This window comes from Rhizobium sp. Root1212 (assembly GCF_001424985.1).
Taxonomy (GTDB): Bacteria; Pseudomonadota; Alphaproteobacteria; order Rhizobiales; family Rhizobiaceae; genus Pararhizobium.
Window position 1 is genome coordinate 460,118 of sequence record NZ_LMDA01000001.1, and the last position, 17,745, is coordinate 477,862.

General features: G+C 62.5%; 19 protein-coding genes. 9 read left to right on the top strand and 10 right to left on the bottom strand.

Features of this window, described 5'->3' with window-relative positions; genetic code table 11:
- Nucleotides 1-3: 3 nt before the first annotated feature.
- The 8 genes from ASC86_RS02255 to coxB form a co-directional block, all read right to left on the bottom strand.
- Nucleotides 4-741, bottom strand: coding sequence for an SURF1 family protein (locus tag ASC86_RS02255; RefSeq protein WP_056315432.1), 738 nt, complete (start codon nucleotides 739-741; stop codon nucleotides 4-6).
- Nucleotides 734-1,117, bottom strand: coding sequence for a DUF983 domain-containing protein (locus ASC86_RS02260; RefSeq protein WP_056315434.1), 384 nt, complete (start codon nucleotides 1,115-1,117; stop codon nucleotides 734-736). Before ASC86_RS02260 ends, ASC86_RS02255 begins: the two co-directional genes overlap by 8 nt.
- A 250-nt stretch (nucleotides 1,118-1,367) precedes the next feature.
- Nucleotides 1,368-2,246, bottom strand: a complete 879-nt coding sequence (locus tag ASC86_RS02265; RefSeq protein ID WP_056315436.1) for a cytochrome c oxidase subunit 3 — start codon at nucleotides 2,244-2,246, stop codon at nucleotides 1,368-1,370.
- Between the two features lie 61 nt (nucleotides 2,247-2,307).
- Nucleotides 2,308-2,916, bottom strand: a complete 609-nt coding sequence (locus ASC86_RS02270) for a cytochrome c oxidase assembly protein (RefSeq protein WP_056315437.1) — start codon at nucleotides 2,914-2,916, stop codon at nucleotides 2,308-2,310.
- Between the two features lie 12 nt (nucleotides 2,917-2,928).
- Nucleotides 2,929-3,069, bottom strand: a complete 141-nt coding sequence (locus ASC86_RS25520) for a hypothetical protein (protein ID WP_056315439.1) — start codon at nucleotides 3,067-3,069, stop codon at nucleotides 2,929-2,931.
- Complete coding sequence (locus ASC86_RS02280) at nucleotides 3,069-4,025, bottom strand: heme o synthase (RefSeq protein ID WP_056315440.1); 957 nt, start codon at nucleotides 4,023-4,025, stop codon at nucleotides 3,069-3,071. Before ASC86_RS02280 ends, ASC86_RS25520 begins: the two co-directional genes overlap by 1 nt.
- A 211-nt stretch (nucleotides 4,026-4,236) precedes the next feature.
- The gene (gene ctaD / locus ASC86_RS02285; protein WP_056315442.1) at nucleotides 4,237-5,922 is read right to left on the bottom strand and encodes a cytochrome c oxidase subunit I; all 1,686 of its coding nucleotides are present in this window, start codon (nucleotides 5,920-5,922) and stop codon (nucleotides 4,237-4,239) included.
- Between the two features lie 22 nt (nucleotides 5,923-5,944).
- Entirely contained in the window at nucleotides 5,945-6,826 is an 882-nt protein-coding gene (coxB, locus tag ASC86_RS02290) for a cytochrome c oxidase subunit II (RefSeq protein WP_056315444.1), read from the bottom strand.
- Nucleotides 6,827-7,231: 405 nt separating this feature from the next.
- Here coxB and ASC86_RS02295 point away from each other — a divergent pair, with 405 nt between their 5' ends.
- Complete coding sequence (locus ASC86_RS02295) at nucleotides 7,232-7,756, top strand: invasion associated locus B family protein (RefSeq protein ID WP_056315446.1); 525 nt, start codon at nucleotides 7,232-7,234, stop codon at nucleotides 7,754-7,756.
- A gap of 181 nt (nucleotides 7,757-7,937) precedes the next feature.
- On the opposite strand, the gene ASC86_RS02300 is transcribed toward ASC86_RS02295, so the two are convergent.
- Nucleotides 7,938-8,975: an aldo/keto reductase gene (locus tag ASC86_RS02300; RefSeq protein WP_056318136.1), complete on the bottom strand. Its 1,038-nt coding sequence runs from the start codon at nucleotides 8,973-8,975 to the stop codon at nucleotides 7,938-7,940.
- A 129-nt stretch (nucleotides 8,976-9,104) separates the two neighbouring features.
- Here ASC86_RS02300 and ASC86_RS02305 point away from each other — a divergent pair, with 129 nt between their 5' ends.
- The 4 genes from ASC86_RS02305 (at nucleotide 9,105) to ASC86_RS02320 (ending at nucleotide 13,448) form a co-directional block, all read left to right on the top strand.
- Nucleotides 9,105-9,653, top strand: coding sequence for a TetR family transcriptional regulator (locus tag ASC86_RS02305; RefSeq protein ID WP_056318139.1), 549 nt, complete (start codon nucleotides 9,105-9,107; stop codon nucleotides 9,651-9,653).
- An 85-nt stretch (nucleotides 9,654-9,738) separates the two neighbouring features.
- Nucleotides 9,739-11,154 (top strand): metalloprotease TldD, encoded by a 1,416-nt coding sequence (gene tldD, locus ASC86_RS02310; protein WP_056315448.1) that lies wholly within the window; start codon nucleotides 9,739-9,741, stop codon nucleotides 11,152-11,154.
- Nucleotides 11,155-11,369: 215 nt separating this feature from the next.
- A complete protein-coding gene (locus ASC86_RS02315) occupies nucleotides 11,370-12,272 on the top strand; it encodes a hypothetical protein (protein WP_056315450.1) in 903 nt (300 codons plus the stop codon).
- Between the two features lie 144 nt (nucleotides 12,273-12,416).
- On the top strand, nucleotides 12,417-13,448 hold the full coding sequence (locus ASC86_RS02320) for a polysaccharide deacetylase family protein (protein ID WP_056315452.1): 1,032 nt from the start codon (nucleotides 12,417-12,419) through the stop codon (nucleotides 13,446-13,448).
- A gap of 15 nt (nucleotides 13,449-13,463) precedes the next feature.
- On the opposite strand, the gene pdxH is transcribed toward ASC86_RS02320, so the two are convergent.
- Complete coding sequence (pdxH, locus tag ASC86_RS02325; RefSeq protein WP_056315454.1) at nucleotides 13,464-14,084, bottom strand: pyridoxamine 5'-phosphate oxidase; 621 nt, start codon at nucleotides 14,082-14,084, stop codon at nucleotides 13,464-13,466.
- Nucleotides 14,085-14,221: 137 nt separating this feature from the next.
- On the opposite strand from pdxH, the gene ASC86_RS02330 reads away from it, so the two are divergent.
- The 4 genes from ASC86_RS02330 to ASC86_RS02345 all read left to right on the top strand — a co-directional run bounded on the left by ASC86_RS02330 (nucleotide 14,222) and on the right by ASC86_RS02345 (nucleotide 17,598).
- On the top strand, nucleotides 14,222-14,668 hold the full coding sequence (locus ASC86_RS02330) for an RT0821/Lpp0805 family surface protein (RefSeq protein ID WP_056315455.1): 447 nt from the start codon (nucleotides 14,222-14,224) through the stop codon (nucleotides 14,666-14,668).
- Nucleotides 14,669-14,847: 179 nt separating this feature from the next.
- The gene (locus ASC86_RS02335; RefSeq protein WP_056315456.1) at nucleotides 14,848-15,912 is read left to right on the top strand and encodes a DnaJ C-terminal domain-containing protein; all 1,065 of its coding nucleotides are present in this window, start codon (nucleotides 14,848-14,850) and stop codon (nucleotides 15,910-15,912) included.
- 214 nt (nucleotides 15,913-16,126) lie between these two features.
- Nucleotides 16,127-16,939, top strand: coding sequence for an enoyl-ACP reductase FabI (gene fabI, locus ASC86_RS02340; protein ID WP_056315458.1), 813 nt, complete (start codon nucleotides 16,127-16,129; stop codon nucleotides 16,937-16,939).
- Nucleotides 16,940-17,013: 74 nt separating this feature from the next.
- Nucleotides 17,014-17,598: a histidine phosphatase family protein gene (locus ASC86_RS02345; protein ID WP_056315460.1), complete on the top strand. Its 585-nt coding sequence runs from the start codon at nucleotides 17,014-17,016 to the stop codon at nucleotides 17,596-17,598.
- Nucleotides 17,599-17,745 lie beyond the last annotated feature (147 nt).

The following is a 17,745-nucleotide window of genomic DNA, read 5'->3' on the forward strand; positions in this document are numbered from 1 at the left end:
GATTTAGTTTTTGCGCCGCTTGATCACGAAGACGACGCTGATGACGACGAGCGCCAGCGCCAGACCGTACCACGTCATGGCATATTGCAGATGATTGTTCGGCAGGTCGAACTGGGTGACGCCGCCGATCGGCCAACCGCCGGGGTTCGGCGTCGCATCCGCATCCAGGAAGAACGGAACCACCTGTGCCGAATCGAGCCCGACGCTTTCCGCCATGGCGTGGTGATCCTTCCAGTAGAAGATATTCTTCGCGATATCGTTATCCGGGACAACCCAGGAGGGTTTTTCCAGAAGTTCCGAACGGGCAAGGCCGCGCACCGTCTGCTCGCCGGTCAGTTGTCCTTCTTTCCGGGTTTCCGGCTCCTTGCTGTCGAAGGGCACGAAGCCGCGGTTGACGAGCAGGAAGCGGCCATCGGCAAGCTGCAGCGGGGTATAGATGTAATAGCCGGTGCGGCCCTCATAGGTCGCGAAGAAATGCCGTTCCTTGCTGTTGGCATAGATGCCGGTCGCGGTCATCGCGCGGTAGTCGACATCCTCGCCGGCCTTGGCCATGCGGTCGATTTCGGCGATATCGACGGGGGGCGCGGCCCGGCGCTCGGCGATGGCGGCAAGCAGGCCTTCCTTCCAGGCGAGACGCTGCATCTGCCAAGTGCCGAGCGACAGCAGGATCGCCAGCGCCACCAGAACCGTTACGATAGCCGCGACGGTGCGCGCCCTGCCCTTTGCCGCCACCTCAGCCACGGTCGATCTCGCCCTGCTTCGCGTTGTTCCGATATTGAAGATTGACGAGCAGGCCCTTCAGCATGCGCATGAGGGCAAGGCTCAGAATGCAGGCAAGCGGTATCCACAGGAGGAAATGCAGCCAGAGCGGCGGGTTGATGTTGACCTCGGTCCACAGCGCCGCGCCGACGACGATGAAGCCGACGATCAGGATGACGAAGACCACCGGGCCATCGCCCGAATCGGCGAAGCGGTAATCGAGCCCGCAGGCAGAGCAGGCCGGCTTCAACTTCAGGAAACCATCGAACAGCTTACCCTGACCGCAGCGCGGGCAATGGCCTGATAGACCGGTCTTGACCGGATCGACCGGCGGGAAATGTGCGCTGTCTTCGTTCATTGTCGTTTTCCTTTCCGAGCCGCGGTTACCCCCCTCTGCCCTGTCGGGCATCTCCCCCTCAAGGGGGGAGATCGGCGGGAGGCAGCCCCTCGGCCCAATCTCCCCCCTTGAGGGGGAGATGTCAGCGTAGCTGACAGAGGGGGGTATCTCACCTCCGTCCCATAGCGCATTCGCGGCACCCGCGCGATAGCCCCAAAGAGAAAGGGCGGATGCCGCAGCACCCGCCCTTTCGAAAATCGCTCGCCTCGGATCAGCCGTGGGCGATCGGGGCGCCCCAGCCGCCCCAGATGTAGACGGCGAAGAACAGGAACAGCCAGACGACGTCGACGAAGTGCCAGTACCAGGCGGCGGCCTCGAAGCCGAAATGCTGCTTCGGGGTGAAATCGCCGCGAACCGCGCGGATCAGGCAGACGATCAGGAAGATCGTGCCGACTAGAACGTGGAAGCCGTGGAAACCGGTCGCCATGAAGAAGGTGGCGCCGTAGATCGATTCCTTGAAGGCGAACGGAGCGTGCGCGTATTCGTAGCCCTGTACGAAGGAAAACAGCATGCCGAGCAGCACCGTCAGCGTCAGGCCGTTGATGAGGCCCTTGCGGTCGCCGTGCAGCAGAGCGTGGTGCGCCCAGGTGACGCAGGTGCCCGAGAGCAGCAGGATCACGGTGTTGTAGAGCGGCAGGTGCCAGGGATCGAGAACCTCGATGCCCTTCGGCGGCCAGACACCGCCGGTAAAGGCCGTGCGGGTTGCCTGGATGGCTTCGCCCGGAAACAGGCTGGCATCGAAGAAGGCCCAGAACCAGGCGACAAAGAACATCACTTCCGAAGCGATGAACATGATCATGCCGTAGCGCAGATGCAGCGAGACGACGCGGGTGTGGTGGCCCTCATGGGCTTCCTTCACCGTATCCGACCACCAGCCGAACATGGTGTAGAGCACGATGGCGAGACCGATGAACAGGACCCACGGATTGGCCAGCTCCATGCCGAACAGCTTGAACGAGCCGCCCGAGAGATAGCGCATATAGGCAATGCCGCCGAAAGCCATGACGAAAGCACCGATGGATGCCAGAAGCGGCCATGGGCTGGGGTCGATGATGTGGTAGTCGTGGTTTTTCTGATGCGCATCGGCCATGTGATAATCCCCGATAAGTCTTTCTCTCTCCGTTTCCGGCTTAGCCGGAAACCCATGTCAATCAAAGCTTTTTGTCAGCGTCTAATGGTTTCGTCGTGACCGCGGCGACCGGCTTCGACGGCTCGCGGGCATAGAAGGTGTAGGACAGCGTCAGGGTGCGAAGCCCCTTGGTCTCGACGGCCGTGGTAATCTCGGGATCGACGAAGAACACGACCGGCATGGTCATTTCTTCGCCCGGCTGCAGCGTCGTCTCCGTGAAGCAAAAACACTGCACCTTGTTGAAATAGGCGCCGGCGGCCATCGGCGTGACGTTGAACACCGCCTGGCCTGTCGTCGGCTTCGACGAAAGGTTCTTTGCCGTGAACTCGACCTGGATCGTCTCGCCGATCTTCGGATTGACCGAGCGCTGCACCGGCTTGAACTCCCAGGGAAGATCGGAGGCCGTGTTGCTGTCGAAGGTCACCTCGATCGTCTTGTCGAGGATGGTGTCGGAGGCCTGCTCGACGCGCTTGACCGTGCCGTTATAGCCGGTCACGCGACAGAACATGTCATAGAGCGGCACGGCGGCATAGGCCATGCCGACCATGCCGACGACGAAGGCGAGACAGGAACCGACGATGACGCCGTTTGCCCTGTTCTTGCTGCCGCCCTGGTTCGAAACGTTGTTCATGCGCTCACCCGATCAGTTGGCCATGCCGTTGCCGACCTTGATCAGCGTCACGACGTAGAACAACACCACGAGACAGAAGAGCACGATGCCGAGCGCGATGTTGCGGCCGCGGCGGGATTTCTTCTGGGCGTCGCTGAGTTTGACGAGTTCCATCAGAGGGCACCTCCGGTAATCGGCCACAGGGTCGTGACCAGGTGATCGACCATCAGAGCAGAGAAGATCACGAACAGATAAAGGATCGAATAGGCGAACAGCTTCTTGGCCGGCACCATCTTCTCGTCGCCGTCGGGCATGCGCAGCACCAGCAGCGAATACCAGATGAAGGCAAGGCCGAGCGCGGCGGCAAGGGCGCCGTAGCCGATGCTGGCGAAGCCGAGGATGGCCGGCACAACGCCGATCACGGCGGTCAGCACGGCATAGATGACGATCTGCTTCTTGGTGGTGGCTTCACCGCAGACATTCGGCATCATCGGAACCTTCACTGCGCCGTATTCGCGCATCTTGAACAGCGCGAGCGCCCAGAAATGGGCCGGCGTCCAGAGGAAGGTGATGAGGAAGAGAACGATGCTTTCGATCGAGACGCCGCCGGTGACGCAGGCCCAGCCGATCATCGGCGGGAAAGCGCCGGCCGCACCGCCGATGACGATGTTCTGCGGGGTCGAGCGCTTGAGCCACATCGTATAGATGACGGCATAGAAGAAGATGGTGAAGGCGAGCAGGCCGGCCGACAGCCAGTTGACTACCAGGCCGAGGATACAGACGGAAAAGCCCGAGAGCGTCAGGCCGAAGGCGAGCGCCTCCTGCGGCAGGATCTTGCCGGCGGGAATGGGGCGCTTGGCGGTGCGGCTCATGACGGCGTCGATATCGGCGTCGTACCACATGTTCAGGGCACCGGAGGCTCCGGCGCCCACGGCAATACAGAGAATGGCGATGAAGCCGATGACGGGGTGGATATGCCCCGGCGCCAGTACCATGCCGGCCAGCGCCGTAAAGACCACCAGCGACATCACCCGCGGCTTCAGAAGCTCAAAGAAATCGCGCGCAGAGGCTTCCGACAGGCGCGGTTGCCCATCGGCTGCGATTGCTTCGTGATTGTCGAGAAGAGCCATGTCGTTTCCGTACTCTTTATTTCGAGGCGTTTTCATTTTCACGCCCCTTGTTCCGTCATCCTCGGGCTTGTCCCGAGGATCTGCTTCACCCCTGCGTCTGCGGTTGGACCGCAGATCCTCGGGACGAGCCCGAGGATGACGGCGCGGTTTTAACCCCGCGCCTCGCAGCACTGGTCAAGCCGCCCTGATCGGCGGCTTGACCATTCTGAGCTTACTTGATGCGCGGCAGCTGTTCCCACTGGTGGAACGGCGGCGGCGAAGACAGCGTCCATTCCAGCGTGGTTGCGCCCTCGCCCCACGGATTGTCGCCGGCGACGCGCTTCTTGGAGAAGGCTTCGAAGACACCGAAGAGGAAGATCAGCACGCCGACGGCCGAGATGTAGGAGCCGATCGAGGACACGTAGTTCCAGCCGGCAAAGGCATCCGGGTAGTCGATGTAACGGCGCGGCATGCCGGCGAGGCCGAGGAAGTGCTGCGGGAAGAACACAAGGTTCACGCCGACGAACATCACCCAGAAGTGCAGCTTGCCGAGGAATTCCGAGTACATGTAGCCGGTCATCTTCGGGAACCAGTAGTACCAGGCCGCGAAGATCGCAAAGACGGCACCGAGCGACAGAACGTAGTGGAAGTGGGCAACCACGTAGTAGGTGTCGTGCAGCGAGCGGTCGAGGCCGGCGTTGGCGAGCTGAACGCCCGTGACGCCACCGACGGTGAACAGGAAGATGAAGCCGATCGCCCAGACCATCGGGGTCGTGAAGCGGATCGAACCACCCCACATCGTCGCGATCCACGAGAAGATCTTCACACCCGTCGGAACGGCGATGACCATCGTGGCGAAGACAAAGTAGCGCTGCGTGTCGAGCGACATGCCGACCGTATACATGTGGTGCGCCCACACGATGAAGCCGACGGCGCCGATCGCGACCATGGCGTAGGCCATGCCGAGATAGCCGAAGATCGGCTTGCGCGAGAAGGTCGAGACGATGTGGCTGACGATGCCGAAGCCGGGCAGGATCAGGATGTACACTTCCGGGTGACCGAAGAACCAGAACAGGTGCTGGAACAGGATCGGGTCGCCGCCGCCTTCCGGCGCGAAGAACGACGTGCCGAAGTTGCGGTCGGTCAGCAGCATGGTGATGCCGCCTGCCAGAACCGGCAGCGAGAGCAGCAGCAGGAAGGCGGTGATCAGCACCGACCAGGCAAACAGCGGCATCTTATGCAGCGTCATGCCCGGAGCGCGCATGTTGAGAATGGTGGTGATGAAGTTGATCGCGCCGAGGATCGAGGATGCGCCGGCGATATGCAGGCCGAGGATCACGAAATCCATGGCCGGTCCGGGCTGTCCCGAGGTCGAGAACGGCGGATAGATCGTCCAGCCGCCGCCCGCGCCGTAAGCACCTGCCGGGCCTTCGACGAACATCGAAAGCAGCACGAGCAGGAAGGCCGGGATGATCAGCCAGAAGGAGATGTTGTTCATGCGCGGGAAGGCCATGTCCGGCGCACCGATCATGATCGGCACCATCCAGTTGGCGAAACCGCCGATCAGCGCCGGCATGACCATGAAGAAGATCATGATGAGCGCGTGTGCGGTCGTGAAGACGTTGAACATGTGCTTGCCGCCGTCGATGGCAGCATCGCCCTCGAAGCCGTAAACCATGGAAGCCAGACCGTGGAAAATCTGGATGCCCGGCTCCTGCAGCTCGGCGCGCATGAACACCGACAGCGTGCCGCCGACGATACCCGCGAAGATCGCGAAGATCAGGTAGAGCGTGCCGATGTCCTTGTGGTTGGTGGACAGGAACCAGCGCTGAAAGAAGGTCAGCGGCTTGTGGGCGTGGTCGTCGTGGTGATCATGACCTGCATGATCGTGATCGTGGTGGGCGGATGTTCCGGCCATGGGTCTCTAGCTCCCCTTCAAATTACTGTGCGGCGTTCACGGCAACATCGACGGACTTGTCCGCGTCGATCGATGCCATGAGGGCCTTGTTCGCTGCGCCAACATTGGTGGCGGCGGCTGCGAACCAGGTGTCATACTTCTCCTGGCTGACGACGCGGATGGCGATCGGCATATAGGCGTGGTCCTTGCCGCAAAGCTCGGAACACTGGCCGTAATAGAGCCCTTCGCGCTCTGCCTTGAAGAAGGTTTCGTTGAGACGGCCCGGAACGGCGTCGATCTTCACGCCAAAGGCCGGCATGGCGAAAGCGTGGATGACATCGGCGGCGGTGACGAGCACGCGAACCATCTTGCCGACCGGCACGACGACTTCGTTGTCGACGGCGAGCAGGCGCGGATATTCGGTCTTGTCCTCCTTGCCGAGGGAAGCGCGGTCTTCTTCCTTCATCAGCAGGCTATCGAAGGACAGCGGGTTTTCGCCGACTTCGTATTCATAGGACCAGTACCACTGGTTGCCGGTCGCCTTCAGCGTGATGTCGGGATTTTCCGGCGGGGTGAGCTGCGCCGTCAGAAGCTGGAACGAAGGAATTGCCAGGAAGAGAAGCACGACGACCGGGCCGAGGGTCCAGACGATCTCGATGGCCGTATTGTGGCTGGTCTTGGACGGAACCGGATTGGCCTTCTCGCGGAACTTGACGACCACGGCGACCAGGAGCGCCAGGACGAAAAGCGTAATCGGCACGATGAACCAGAGCGTATAATGCTCGAACCACGTAATTTCTTCCATAATGCCGGTGGCGGCGGTCTGAAAGTTAGTCTGCCACGCGACCGGCTTGTCAGCCAAGGCGCTGGAAGCAAAAAGCAGACAGGCAGTGGATGCCAGAGCTGCAAAAGCCTTGTTTTTCACAATGTGTCTCCCCTGGGCGTTTGATCTGGATCAAACCAAAACGCAGAATCCTGCGGTACTGAAGCGCTTCAAACCACAGTTTGACCAACGCCGCAACATCTGTCCATTCAACCCCATGCGGCATTTTTGCGCAAAACCTTGCTTTTCGCACAGGGACTTGCCAGCATCGCGCCTGCGGGCGCATCTTGTCGATGCGGCCTCTCGCCGCCGGCGCGACCGGCAGGCCGGGACTCTATATCATGGAAAGCGCGGATAGAGCAGCGCCATCGCCGAAAAGAAGGCGCATAAAGGCCTTGTTTGACGCCGCTTTTCTGCCGTATCCCTGGTGAATGTAGGGGCAAGGGCTTTTCATTTGCGCGGGCGCACTTCAAGAATAGCCCTGTTGATTCGTACTTCGAGGTTTCCATGGGCCTGTCCCTCCTTTCGCGGCTCGCAGCCATCGGACTTGCCGCAGCCGCACTTCCCTTTTCGGCCTTCGCCCAGACCCAGCAGCCCAACACGCCCGGCACGGTGAAATCCAACCACGGCGCCTGGTCGATCGTCTGCGACCAGCCGGCGGGCGCGACCACCGAGCAATGCGCGCTGATGCAGAACGTCATCGCCGAGGACCGGCCGGAGGTCGGGCTTTCGGTGGTGGTGCTGAAGACCGCCGACCGCAAGGCGAAGATCCTGCGCGTGCTGGCGCCGCTCGGCGTTCTGCTGCCGAACGGGCTCGGGCTCAATGTCGACGGCAAGGACATCGGCCGCGCCTATTTCGTGCGCTGCTTCAATGACGGCTGCTATGCCGAAGTCGTGCTGGAAGACGAACTGCTGAAAACCTTCCGCTCGGGCGCGACGGCAACCTTCATCGTGTTCCAGTCGCCGGAAGAAGGCATCGGCATTCCGGTGGACCTGAAGGGGTTCGGCGAAGGCTATGATGCGCTGCCGTGAGGCGGGTTTAGAAAGAGATACGTAAAAGCGCGCCGTAAGACGCGCTTTTTTGTTTGTGGCGTTTCGCCCGCTCCACACGCCGTCATCCTCGGCCGCAGAGCCGAGGATCTATGCCGTGACGCATGGATGGTCGGCGCGAGGCCGACCATGACGTAGGAGGGTTGGGCGCGAGGCGACAACCTTACTTAACCGCAACGACCGGCCAATCCATCACATCCGCCTTGCCGCCGGCAAGCCGGCCGCGGCTGCCGGAAACGACGTCGTAGGGGAAACCGAGCGGGATGGCGCTGGCCGCATCGAGGCGGGCGATCTGGTCTTCGGTCAGGCGGACATCGAGGGCCGCAAGGTTGTCGTCCAGCTGCGCCGTGGTGCGCGGGCCGATGATCGGCAGGGTCGTGCCCTTAGCGAGTACCCAGGCGATGGCGATCTGGCCGGCGGGAACGCCCGTCTCCTCCGATATCGCGAGAACCTCATCCACCGTCGCCGTTTTGCGGGCATCGCTTTCGCCGTGGATGACAACACCGAGGCCTTGCGCCCTGCCCGTCTCGCCCTTGCGATACTTGCCCGTCAAGAGACCGCCGCCGAGCGGCGACCAGCTCACCGTGCCGAGGCCGAAGGCATTGGCCATGGGGATCAGTTCCCGCTCCACCGTGCGTTCGACAAGGCTGTATTCGATCTGCAAGGCCGAGATCGGCGACCAGCCGCGCAGGTCGGCAAGGGTCGCGGCGGTGGCGACACGCCAGGCCGGGAAATCCGAAAGGCCGGCATATAGGATCTTGCCGGAGCGGGCGAGATCGTCCAGGCCGCGGACGATCTCGTCGATCGGGGTGACATCATCGGGCATGTGCACCCAGAGCAGATCGATACGGTCGGTCTTCAGCCGTTTCAGGCTGGCTTCGACAGACTGGATCATCGCCTTGCGGCTGTTGCCGGTGCGCTGCAGGCCGCTTGCCGGCGCATCGCCCAGGGAGAATTTGGTGGCAAGCACGATGTCATCACGCTCGCTGGCGATGAACTCTCCCGTCAGCGTTTCGGACTGACCGAACTGATACTGGTCGGCCGTATCGATGAAATTGCCGCCGGCAGCGCGGTAACCGTCGAAAATCTGCTTTGCCGTCTCGCGGTCGGCACCATAGCCCCAGCCGGTGCCGAAATTGCCGGTGCCCAGCGAAAGCGACGAAACGCGAAGGCCGGTGCGGCCGAAAACCCTGTAACGCATGCTCATGTCCTTCATCCCTGTCAAAGGCGTTGCCGCCGGCTGGAAATTTAAATGACGATCGTCATGTATTGCCTTTAAATGACGAGCGTCATATATTTTGTCAAGCAGAATTTCTCGAAGGAGAGCGGGATGCGTCCCAGCAAGGAACAGGCGAAGGAAAACCGGCAGCGTATCCTCGATACGGCCGCCAGGCTGTTTCGCGAAAACGGCATCCACGCGGTGGGGGTCGATGCGATCATGAAAGGAGCCGGACTGACCCATGGCGGCTTCTATGGACACTTCAAATCCAAGACCGACCTTGCCGGGCAGGCACTCGCCCATGCCATGGATGACATGATGAAAGCCGATGCGCTGAATGGCTCGCTGGACGATTTCGCACAATCATATCTTTCGCCCGACCACCGTGCTGCCGCCGGAGCGGGTTGCACGGTGGCGGCGCTCGGGGCCGAACTCGCCCGCCTGCCCGATGCGGAGCGAGGTCCGGTAACGGATCATGTGCGCGCGCTGATCGGGCTGATGGAAAAATTGCAGGAGGGCGATGGCCGGGCACCCGACCGGGCCCGCGCGATTGCCGATGTCGCAAGCTTCGTCGGTGCGCTCGTCATGGCTCGCGCCGTCAACGACACAGTGCTTTCGGATGAAATCCTGGAAAGCGTGCGCCGTCGTGTCACCGGTTGATCGCTCCCCGATGCCGCCGCTCCGCTTGCCCTCGAAACGCCTAATCTCTACATAAGCCTGCACCAACACATGCAGGAGCACCGCCATGAACACCGATCTCATCAAACTGTTCGACAGCGACGAGGCGGCGGTGCGCAAGGTGCTGGCCGATACGCTCGCCGGCGCCGATGATGGCGAACTCTTCATCGAACATATCCAGTCGGAGGCGCTGTCCTTCGACAACGGCCGCCTCAAGGGCGGCAGCTTCAACACCGATCAGGGTTTTGGCCTGCGCGCGGTGGCGGGGGAAGCCGTCGGCTATGCCCATGCCGGCGATCTTTCGCTGGCGGCGCTGAAGCGCGCGGCGGATGCCGTGGGCGCGGTGACGCGCGGTTATTCGGGCACCTATGCCGCAGCCCCCCAGCGCACCAACGTCAAGCTCTATGGCGACGGCAATCCGATCGGCGAGCCGAGTTTCGAAGCCAAAGTCGCCCTGCTTTCCGAGATCGACGCCTATCTGCGCGCCAAGGACCCGAAGGTGCGGCAGGTGACGGCTTCCATCGCCGCCGCCTGGCAGGTGGTCGATATCCTGCGCGCCGATGGCGAGCGCATGCACGACATCCGCCCGATGACGCGGCTCAATATCTCCGTCGTCGTCGGCGATGGCGACCGGCAGGAATCCGGCTCCTATGGCGTCGGCGGCCGTCGCGGTTTCGGCGATTTCATCGTGACCGAAAGCTGGCAGCGTGGCGCCGACGAGGCGCTGCGGCAGGCGCTGGTCAATCTCGAAGCGATCGAGGCGCCGGCTGGCACCATGGATGTGGTGCTCTCCTCCGGCTGGCCGGGCGTGATGCTGCACGAAGCCGTCGGCCACGGGCTGGAAGGCGATTTCAACCGCAAGAAGACCTCTGCCTTCGCCGGGTTGATGGGCGAGCAGGTCGCGGCCAAGGGCGTGACCGTCGTCGATGACGGCACGATCGAGGCCCGCCGCGGCTCGCTGACCATCGATGACGAAGGCACGCCTTCCGGCTATAATGTGCTGATCGATGACGGCAAGCTCGTCGGCTACATGCAGGACCGCCAGAATGCCCGACTGATGGGCATGAAGCCGACCGGCAACGGCCGGCGCGAAGGTTACGCCCATGTGCCGATGCCGCGCATGACCAACACCTACATGCTCTCCGGCGACAAGACGCCGGAGGAGATCATCTCCTCGGTGAAGAAGGGCATCTACGCCGTCTCCTTCGGCGGCGGACAGGTGGATATCACGTCCGGCAAATTCGTCTTCGGCTGCACCGAGGCCTATCTGATCGACAACGGCAAGGTCGGTGCGCCGGTCAAGGGCGCGATGCTGATCGGCAACGGCCCGGATGCGATGAAGCGCATCACCATGATCGGCAACGACATGAAGCTCGACAGCGGCATGGGCAATTGCGGCAAGGCCGGTCAATGGGTGCCGGTCGGCGTCGGTCAGCCTCATCTGCGCATGAACGACATGACGGTGGGTGGCACCAAGGCCTAAGGGTCGGAAAGACGCGTTATAAAATCGGCACTTAGCGACGGCCGGGCCGGAACCAAAAGCTCTCCTTCAGAGTTCAGAGCAAATCCCGACGCAATCGGGCCGTTTTGAACGATCACAAGGAGAGATATCATGGGACGCGGAATTCTGCTTTGGCTGCTGGGGATTCCGATCCCCCTCATCATCCTCATTATGCTCTTCTGGCGATAGGTGCCGCGATGACGATACCCGTTTCATCGGCGGCCGTTATCCCGACGGAAGAATCCTCCCGCTCGGCCGTGAGCTGGGGCGCGATCTTCGCCGGGGCGGTCGCGGCTTCGGCCCTCACCCTCGTTCTGATGCTGCTTGGCTCCGGTCTCGGGCTTACCATGATCTCGCCCTGGTCGAACGAGGGTGCGTCGCTGGCCACCTTCGCCGTCTCGACGGCGGTCTGGCTGGTGATCGTGCAATGGCTGTCCTCGGCTTTCGGCGGCTATGTCACCGGACGGCTGCGCACCAAATGGGTCGGCGTGCATACGGATGAGGTGTTCTTCCGCGATACGGCCCACGGCGTGATGGCCTGGGCGGTGGCGACGCTGATCATCGCCGGTGCGCTGGGCTCCGCCGTTTCCTCGACAATCAGTGCAGGCGTGCAGGCGACCGCAACCCTGACGGCCGGCGCAACCGCCGCAACAGTCGCCGCAGCCTCGGACGGTACACCCGATGCAGGCGACACCGGCACCGGTTATTTCGTCGATAGCCTGCTGCGCCCTGCCGATCCGCGCACGCCGCCGACAACGGCATCGACGGGCGATGCGACGGCCGAGGTCTCGCGCATCCTCGTCAACAGCACGGCCAAGGGCGAGATGTCGGAAGCCGACAAGACCTATCTCGGCCAGCTCGTCGCAGCACGCACCGGCCTTTCGGATACCGATGCCAAGGCGCGCGTCGATAGTGTGCTGAAGAGCATCAACGATGCGAAGGTTGCGGCCAAGGAGGCGGCCGATACGGCGCGCAAGACCAGCGCCACCGTCGCCATGATCGGCGCGCTCTCGCTTCTCATCGGCGCCTTTGTCGCCGGTGTCGGTGCGGCTCTTGGCGGCCGCCAGCGGGATGACGAAGCGATCTATCTCGTCAGTTGATCACGCGTGAAAAGGTGAAAGGCGGGCTTCTGCGAAGTGGCCCGCCTTTTCTGCTTTCGATTCAACTTGGTTTAACGCCGAGACCTTATCCTGCGGCCTTTGAAACAGCCCTGCGAGGGCGCGCCAAATCGAGGTCATCAGGGCATGCTCAAGCGTTTCGTGAAAAGCACTTTGATCACCGGCGGACTGGAAACCGCGCGGATCGTGAAGATGGCCGGGCTGATGAAAGCGGCGCGCGGGCGGGGCGCCATCTTCACACTGCATCACGTGCGACCGAAACAGGACCGCGCCTTCGATCCCAATGCCCACCTCGAAGTGACACCGCAGTTTCTCGATACCGCCATCGCGACCTTGAAACGAGAAGGCTATCGCTTCATCGCGCTCGAAGACCTGGCCGAGGCGCTGGGCTCGGACGACCCTGCACCGCTTGCTGTCTTCACGCTGGATGACGGCTATCGCAACAATCTGGAACATGCCGCGCCGGTGTTCACGCGCCACGGTGTGCCCTTCACGGTTTTTGCCACCCGCGGCTTCATCGAGCGCAGCCATGGCTTGTGGTGGGAAACGCTCGCGGATTTTCTCGAAGCGAACGACAGGATCGCCTTCGATTTCGGCAACGCCCCCGAAACGGTACCGACCGACACCGGCGCGCGAAAGCAGGCGGCTTTCGACCGCTTCGCCGACTACGTCAACGGCCGCGACGAGGCCGAGGCCGTTGCGGCAATCGATGCCGCCGCACGCGCTGCCGGCATCGAACCGCTGACGATCACCGAAAAGCTGACGCTCGATGCCGATGGCCTGAAGACGCTCATTGCCAATCCGCTGGCGAGCCTCGGGGCGCATACGGTGAGCCATCGCATGCTTGCCCGGCTTTCCGACGATGCAGCAAGGTCGGAACTCGAAAACTCCAGCGCCGCCATAGAGGCGATCACCGGCCGCCAGCCGAAGACGCTGGCCTATCCCTACGGCTTCTCCTGGGCGGTTTCAGAACGGGATCGCCTGCTTGCCCGTGAACTCGGGCTGACCATCGCCGTCACGACCCAGCCGGGCACACTCTTCGCGGGACAGGAACTGACCGCGCTGCCCCGCATTTCGCTGAACGGGCATTTCCAGAAGGCGGCCTATGTCGGCGCGCTGGCGTCGGGCATTCCGTTTCGGATGATGCGGACGGGGTGAGGTTTAAAAGGCCCCTCACGGATACATCCGCACCTTGTCCCAGCCGCCGTCCGGGTCGGCGCGGCGGAATTCGATGCGGTCGTGCAGGCGGAAGGCGCCGTCTTTCCAGAACTCGATCGACGTCGGGCGGATGCGGAAGCCGGACCAGTGTTTCGGCCGCGGGATTTCGCCGATGGCGTAGCGCGCCGTATATTCCGCAACGGCCTTTTCCAGCGCAAAGCGGCTTTCGAGCGGCCGCGACTGCTTCGACGCCCAGGCGCCGATGCGGCTGCCGCGGGCGCGGGTCTTGTAATATTCATCCGCTTCCTGATCGCTGACGATCTCCACCGGGCCGCGGATGCGCACCTGGCGGCGCAGCGTCTTCCAATGAAAGCACATGGCCGCCTTCATGCTGCCAAGGATTTCGCGCCCTTTCTGGCTCTCAAAATTCGTGTAGAAGACGAATCCTCTGGTATCGAAGTCCTTGAGCAGCACCATTCGCACATTCGGCAGTCCATTCTCATCCACCGTCGCCAGCGCTACACCGTTGGGATCGTTGATCTCGCTGGCTGTAGCTTCCTTCAGCCACTTGCCGAAAAGCGTAAACGGCTCGTTTTCCTCGGTGAAGTCACCAGTTGTTAACCCAGTCTCGCTCATAGTCGTCTTCCAATGCCGAAATTTGTGGTGCGGAGAGAACCCCGGATGTCCGCCCGCCAGTGAATATGTCAGAGCCATTGCGGTTCCCGTGTCCGCCGACACCCGCAAAAGCTCTCCCGAGTTCGACAGGTAGGCCGTTGCAAGACATAGCAAAGAGCATCAATGACACCAAGGCTTTATCCCGGCAAGGCGGCCTTGTCGCGGTTTGTCTGGCGGGACTTCTCCTTTCGGGATGCATGGGGGCCGGGCTCGATCTCGCCTCGCGCGACGTCGATCACAGCGTGGCGACCGGTTCCGTCCCGATCCGCAACACCGAGAACCTTTCCGATGCCATGACGGTGCGCAACGCCGTTTCGTCAGCCGATGTCAGCAAGATGGCGGGCAATCCCATTCCCTGGGCGAATTCCAGCTCGGGCAGCGCCGGCGTCATCAGCAGCATCGACGAGCAACAGGTGAACGGCGTCACCTGCCGCCGCTTCACGACGACGCGCCATTCCTATGAGGGTATTGCCAAGTTCGACGGCAATACCTGCATGATGCAGAACGGCGAGTGGATGCTGACCAGTTTTGGTCCGCGCAGCTGACGCGGCGTTAACCACCCCGCTCGAAAGCCGCCGCCATTTGCCCCAAGCCACCGGCGGATAACGCTTATTTAAGCAGCCCCTTCCCATCATCGGCGTCAAAGGGACGGCGTGCAGACCGTCCGGCGACAAACGGCGCCGACATCCGCGAAGACGGGGCGGCCAAAACGGGCGGTGATGAGATGCGTGATCCCTATGCAGTTCTGGGCGTGCGGCGAAATGCCGAACCGGCCGAGATCAAGGCCGCATGGCGCACGGTCGCAAAAGCCGTGCATCCCGACCACAACCGCGACGATCCCAATGCCGCCCAGCGCTTTGCCGAGGCCGGCCGCGCCTATGAGCTGCTGAAGGACCCCAAGCTGCGCAACCGCTACGACGCCGCCCGCCGCGAGGCGGACCTGCGCCGCATGGAAGAGATGAAGCGCAAGACGCAGGAGCCGCGCGAAACCATCGATCCCGAAACGGCCGACGAAATGATTTCCCGCATTTTCGGCGCCGAGGCCCGTAGTCCGCAGCCGAAGCCGGCCCCGAGACCGGCTGCGGAAGCCAGGGTCGAGCCGAAGCCGGAGGCCAGCCCCGAACCGGCTGCCGCGAGCGAAGAGCCGAAGGCCGAAACACGGAGCGAAACGGAAGAACGGGTAAGCCCCTTCAGCATTCTGCCGCGCGCCGCCGCGCCGGCTGCCGAGCTGGTTTCGGCGATCGTGCGGCGCATTCGCGGCGCGCAGAAACCGCAGCCGGACAAGGTGCCGGATATTTTCAGCGAGGTGACCGTCACCATCGCCGACATCTTCCGCCGCGAAAAGCCGACCGCCACCCTGCCCGACGGGCAGACGCTGAAAGTCGCCCTGCCGCCCGGCACGGTCGACGGCAGCATCGTTCGCCTGAAGGAGCAGGGATACCGGCTGAACGGCATGCTGCGCGGCGACCTCGTCGTGCATGTGCGCATCGCCCCGGACGAAAAATTCCGTCCGAACGGCGTCGATCTTCACACGACGCTGCCGATCAACATCCAGGATGCGGTGCTCGGCTGCGAGACGAGGGTCGAGACGCCGACCGGCACCATCGCCGTCACCGTGCCCGCCTGGTCGGGCTCGGACCAGACGATCCGTCTCGAAGGCCAGGGCCTGCCGGATGCGGAGGGCGGGCGCGGCGCGCTCGTCGTCGAACTCCGGCTGCTGCTCTGGGAAAAGCCCGACGAGGTGATGACCGACCTGATGCGCTCGCGGCGAGATGGCCTCGTGCTTTAACACTTCCATGACATTGGCAGGGGATGCTGACCCATTATTACGGGGACTAACAGTTCCTGATGGGTCGCGCGCTTGAACCACCGGGTCGGCTATGCCATAGCGGTTTCTTCGAATTCAGGGACCGCGCGTCGAAATGCCGCGACGGCTTTCTTTTGGAAAAATTCGCCGTTCCGCTCGCTCCGGTCGAGGGAAGCATAGCATATAGGGGCACGATATGTCGCAAGGTCTGATGAAGGGTAAGCGCGGGCTCATCATGGGCGTCGCCAACAACCGCTCGATCGCATGGGGCATCGCCAAGGCCATTCATGCGCAGGGTGGCGAGATCGCCTTCACCTATCAGGGCGATGCCCTGAAGAAGCGCGTCGAGCCGCTGGTCGCCGAAGTCGATGGTTTTCTCGCCGGCCACTGCGATGTCAGCGATGAAGCGACCATCGACGAAGTCTTCGACAACCTCGAAAAGAAGTGGGGCAAGATCGACTTCCTCGTCCACGCCATCGGCTTTTCCGATAAGGACGAGCTGACCGGCCGCTACGTCGATACGACGCCGGACAATTTTACCAAGACGATGCAGATTTCGGTCTATTCCTTCACCTCGGTCGCGCGCCGCGCCGAAAAGCTGATGACCGATGGCGGCTCGATGCTGACGCTCACCTATTACGGCGCCGAGAAGGTCATGCCGAACTATAACGTCATGGGTGTTGCCAAGGCGGCGCTTGAAGCCAGCGTCAAGTATCTTGCCGTCGATCTCGGCCCGAAGAACATCCGCGTCAACGCAATCTCGGCCGGCCCGATCAAGACGCTTGCCGCCTCCGGCATCGGCGATTTCCGCTATATCCTCAAGTGGAACGAATACAACGCGCCGCTGCGCCGCACCGTCACCATCGAGGAAGTCGGCGATGTCGGCCTCTATATGCTGTCGGACCTGTCGCGCTCCGTGACCGGCGAGACCCACCACGCCGACAGCGGCTACCATGTGGTCGGCATGAAGGCGGTGGATGCCCCCGATATCTCCGTCATCAAGGATTGATGGAAGGTTTAGGACTCAAAGGCTCCGCGCTCCGCGGGGCCTTTGTTTTTTCATGATCATGCCGGAGCGATATCTTGCTCATCTATGTCATCCGCCATGGCCAGACCGACTGGAACGCCCAGATCCGGCTGCAGGGCCAGAAGGATATTCCCCTGAACGATACCGGCCGCCGCCAGGCGACGGGCAATGGCCAGGCGCTGGCCGCCCTGCTCGGGCCTGAGGCCGATGGTTTCGATTACGTCGCAAGCCCGCTCGGGCGCACCCGCGAAACGATGGAGCGGCTGCGCACCGCCATGGGCCTTGATCCCCTCGCCTATCGCACCGATAACAGGCTGAAGGAACTCTCCTTCGGCGACTGGGAGGGCTATACGCTGCAGGAACTCGACGCGCTGGCGCCGGACCGGGTCGCCGAGCGCGAGCTTTTCAAATGGGATTTCATTCCGCCGGGCAAGGACGCGGAAAGCTACGAGATCCTGTCGTGGCGGGTCGGCGCGTGGCTTGCCGATGTCGACCGGCCGACCGTCTGCGTCGCCCATGGCGGGGTGATCCGCACGCTGTTCAAGCTGATGGGCGCGATGGATGCCGAAGAGGCGGCGCTGGGGGCGATACCGCAGGACCGGATTTTGAAAATGGAAAACGGGAAGATAGGGTGGCTGTGACGATCAGGAAGGAAGCCCGCTTTAGGGTTTCCCCTTCTCCCCGTGGGGAGAAGTACCGCGCGAATGCGCGGCAATGAGGGGGTGGTGCGGCATACTCTGGACAGCGGGAGAAATCCCCCTCATCCGACCCTTCGGGCCACCTTCTCC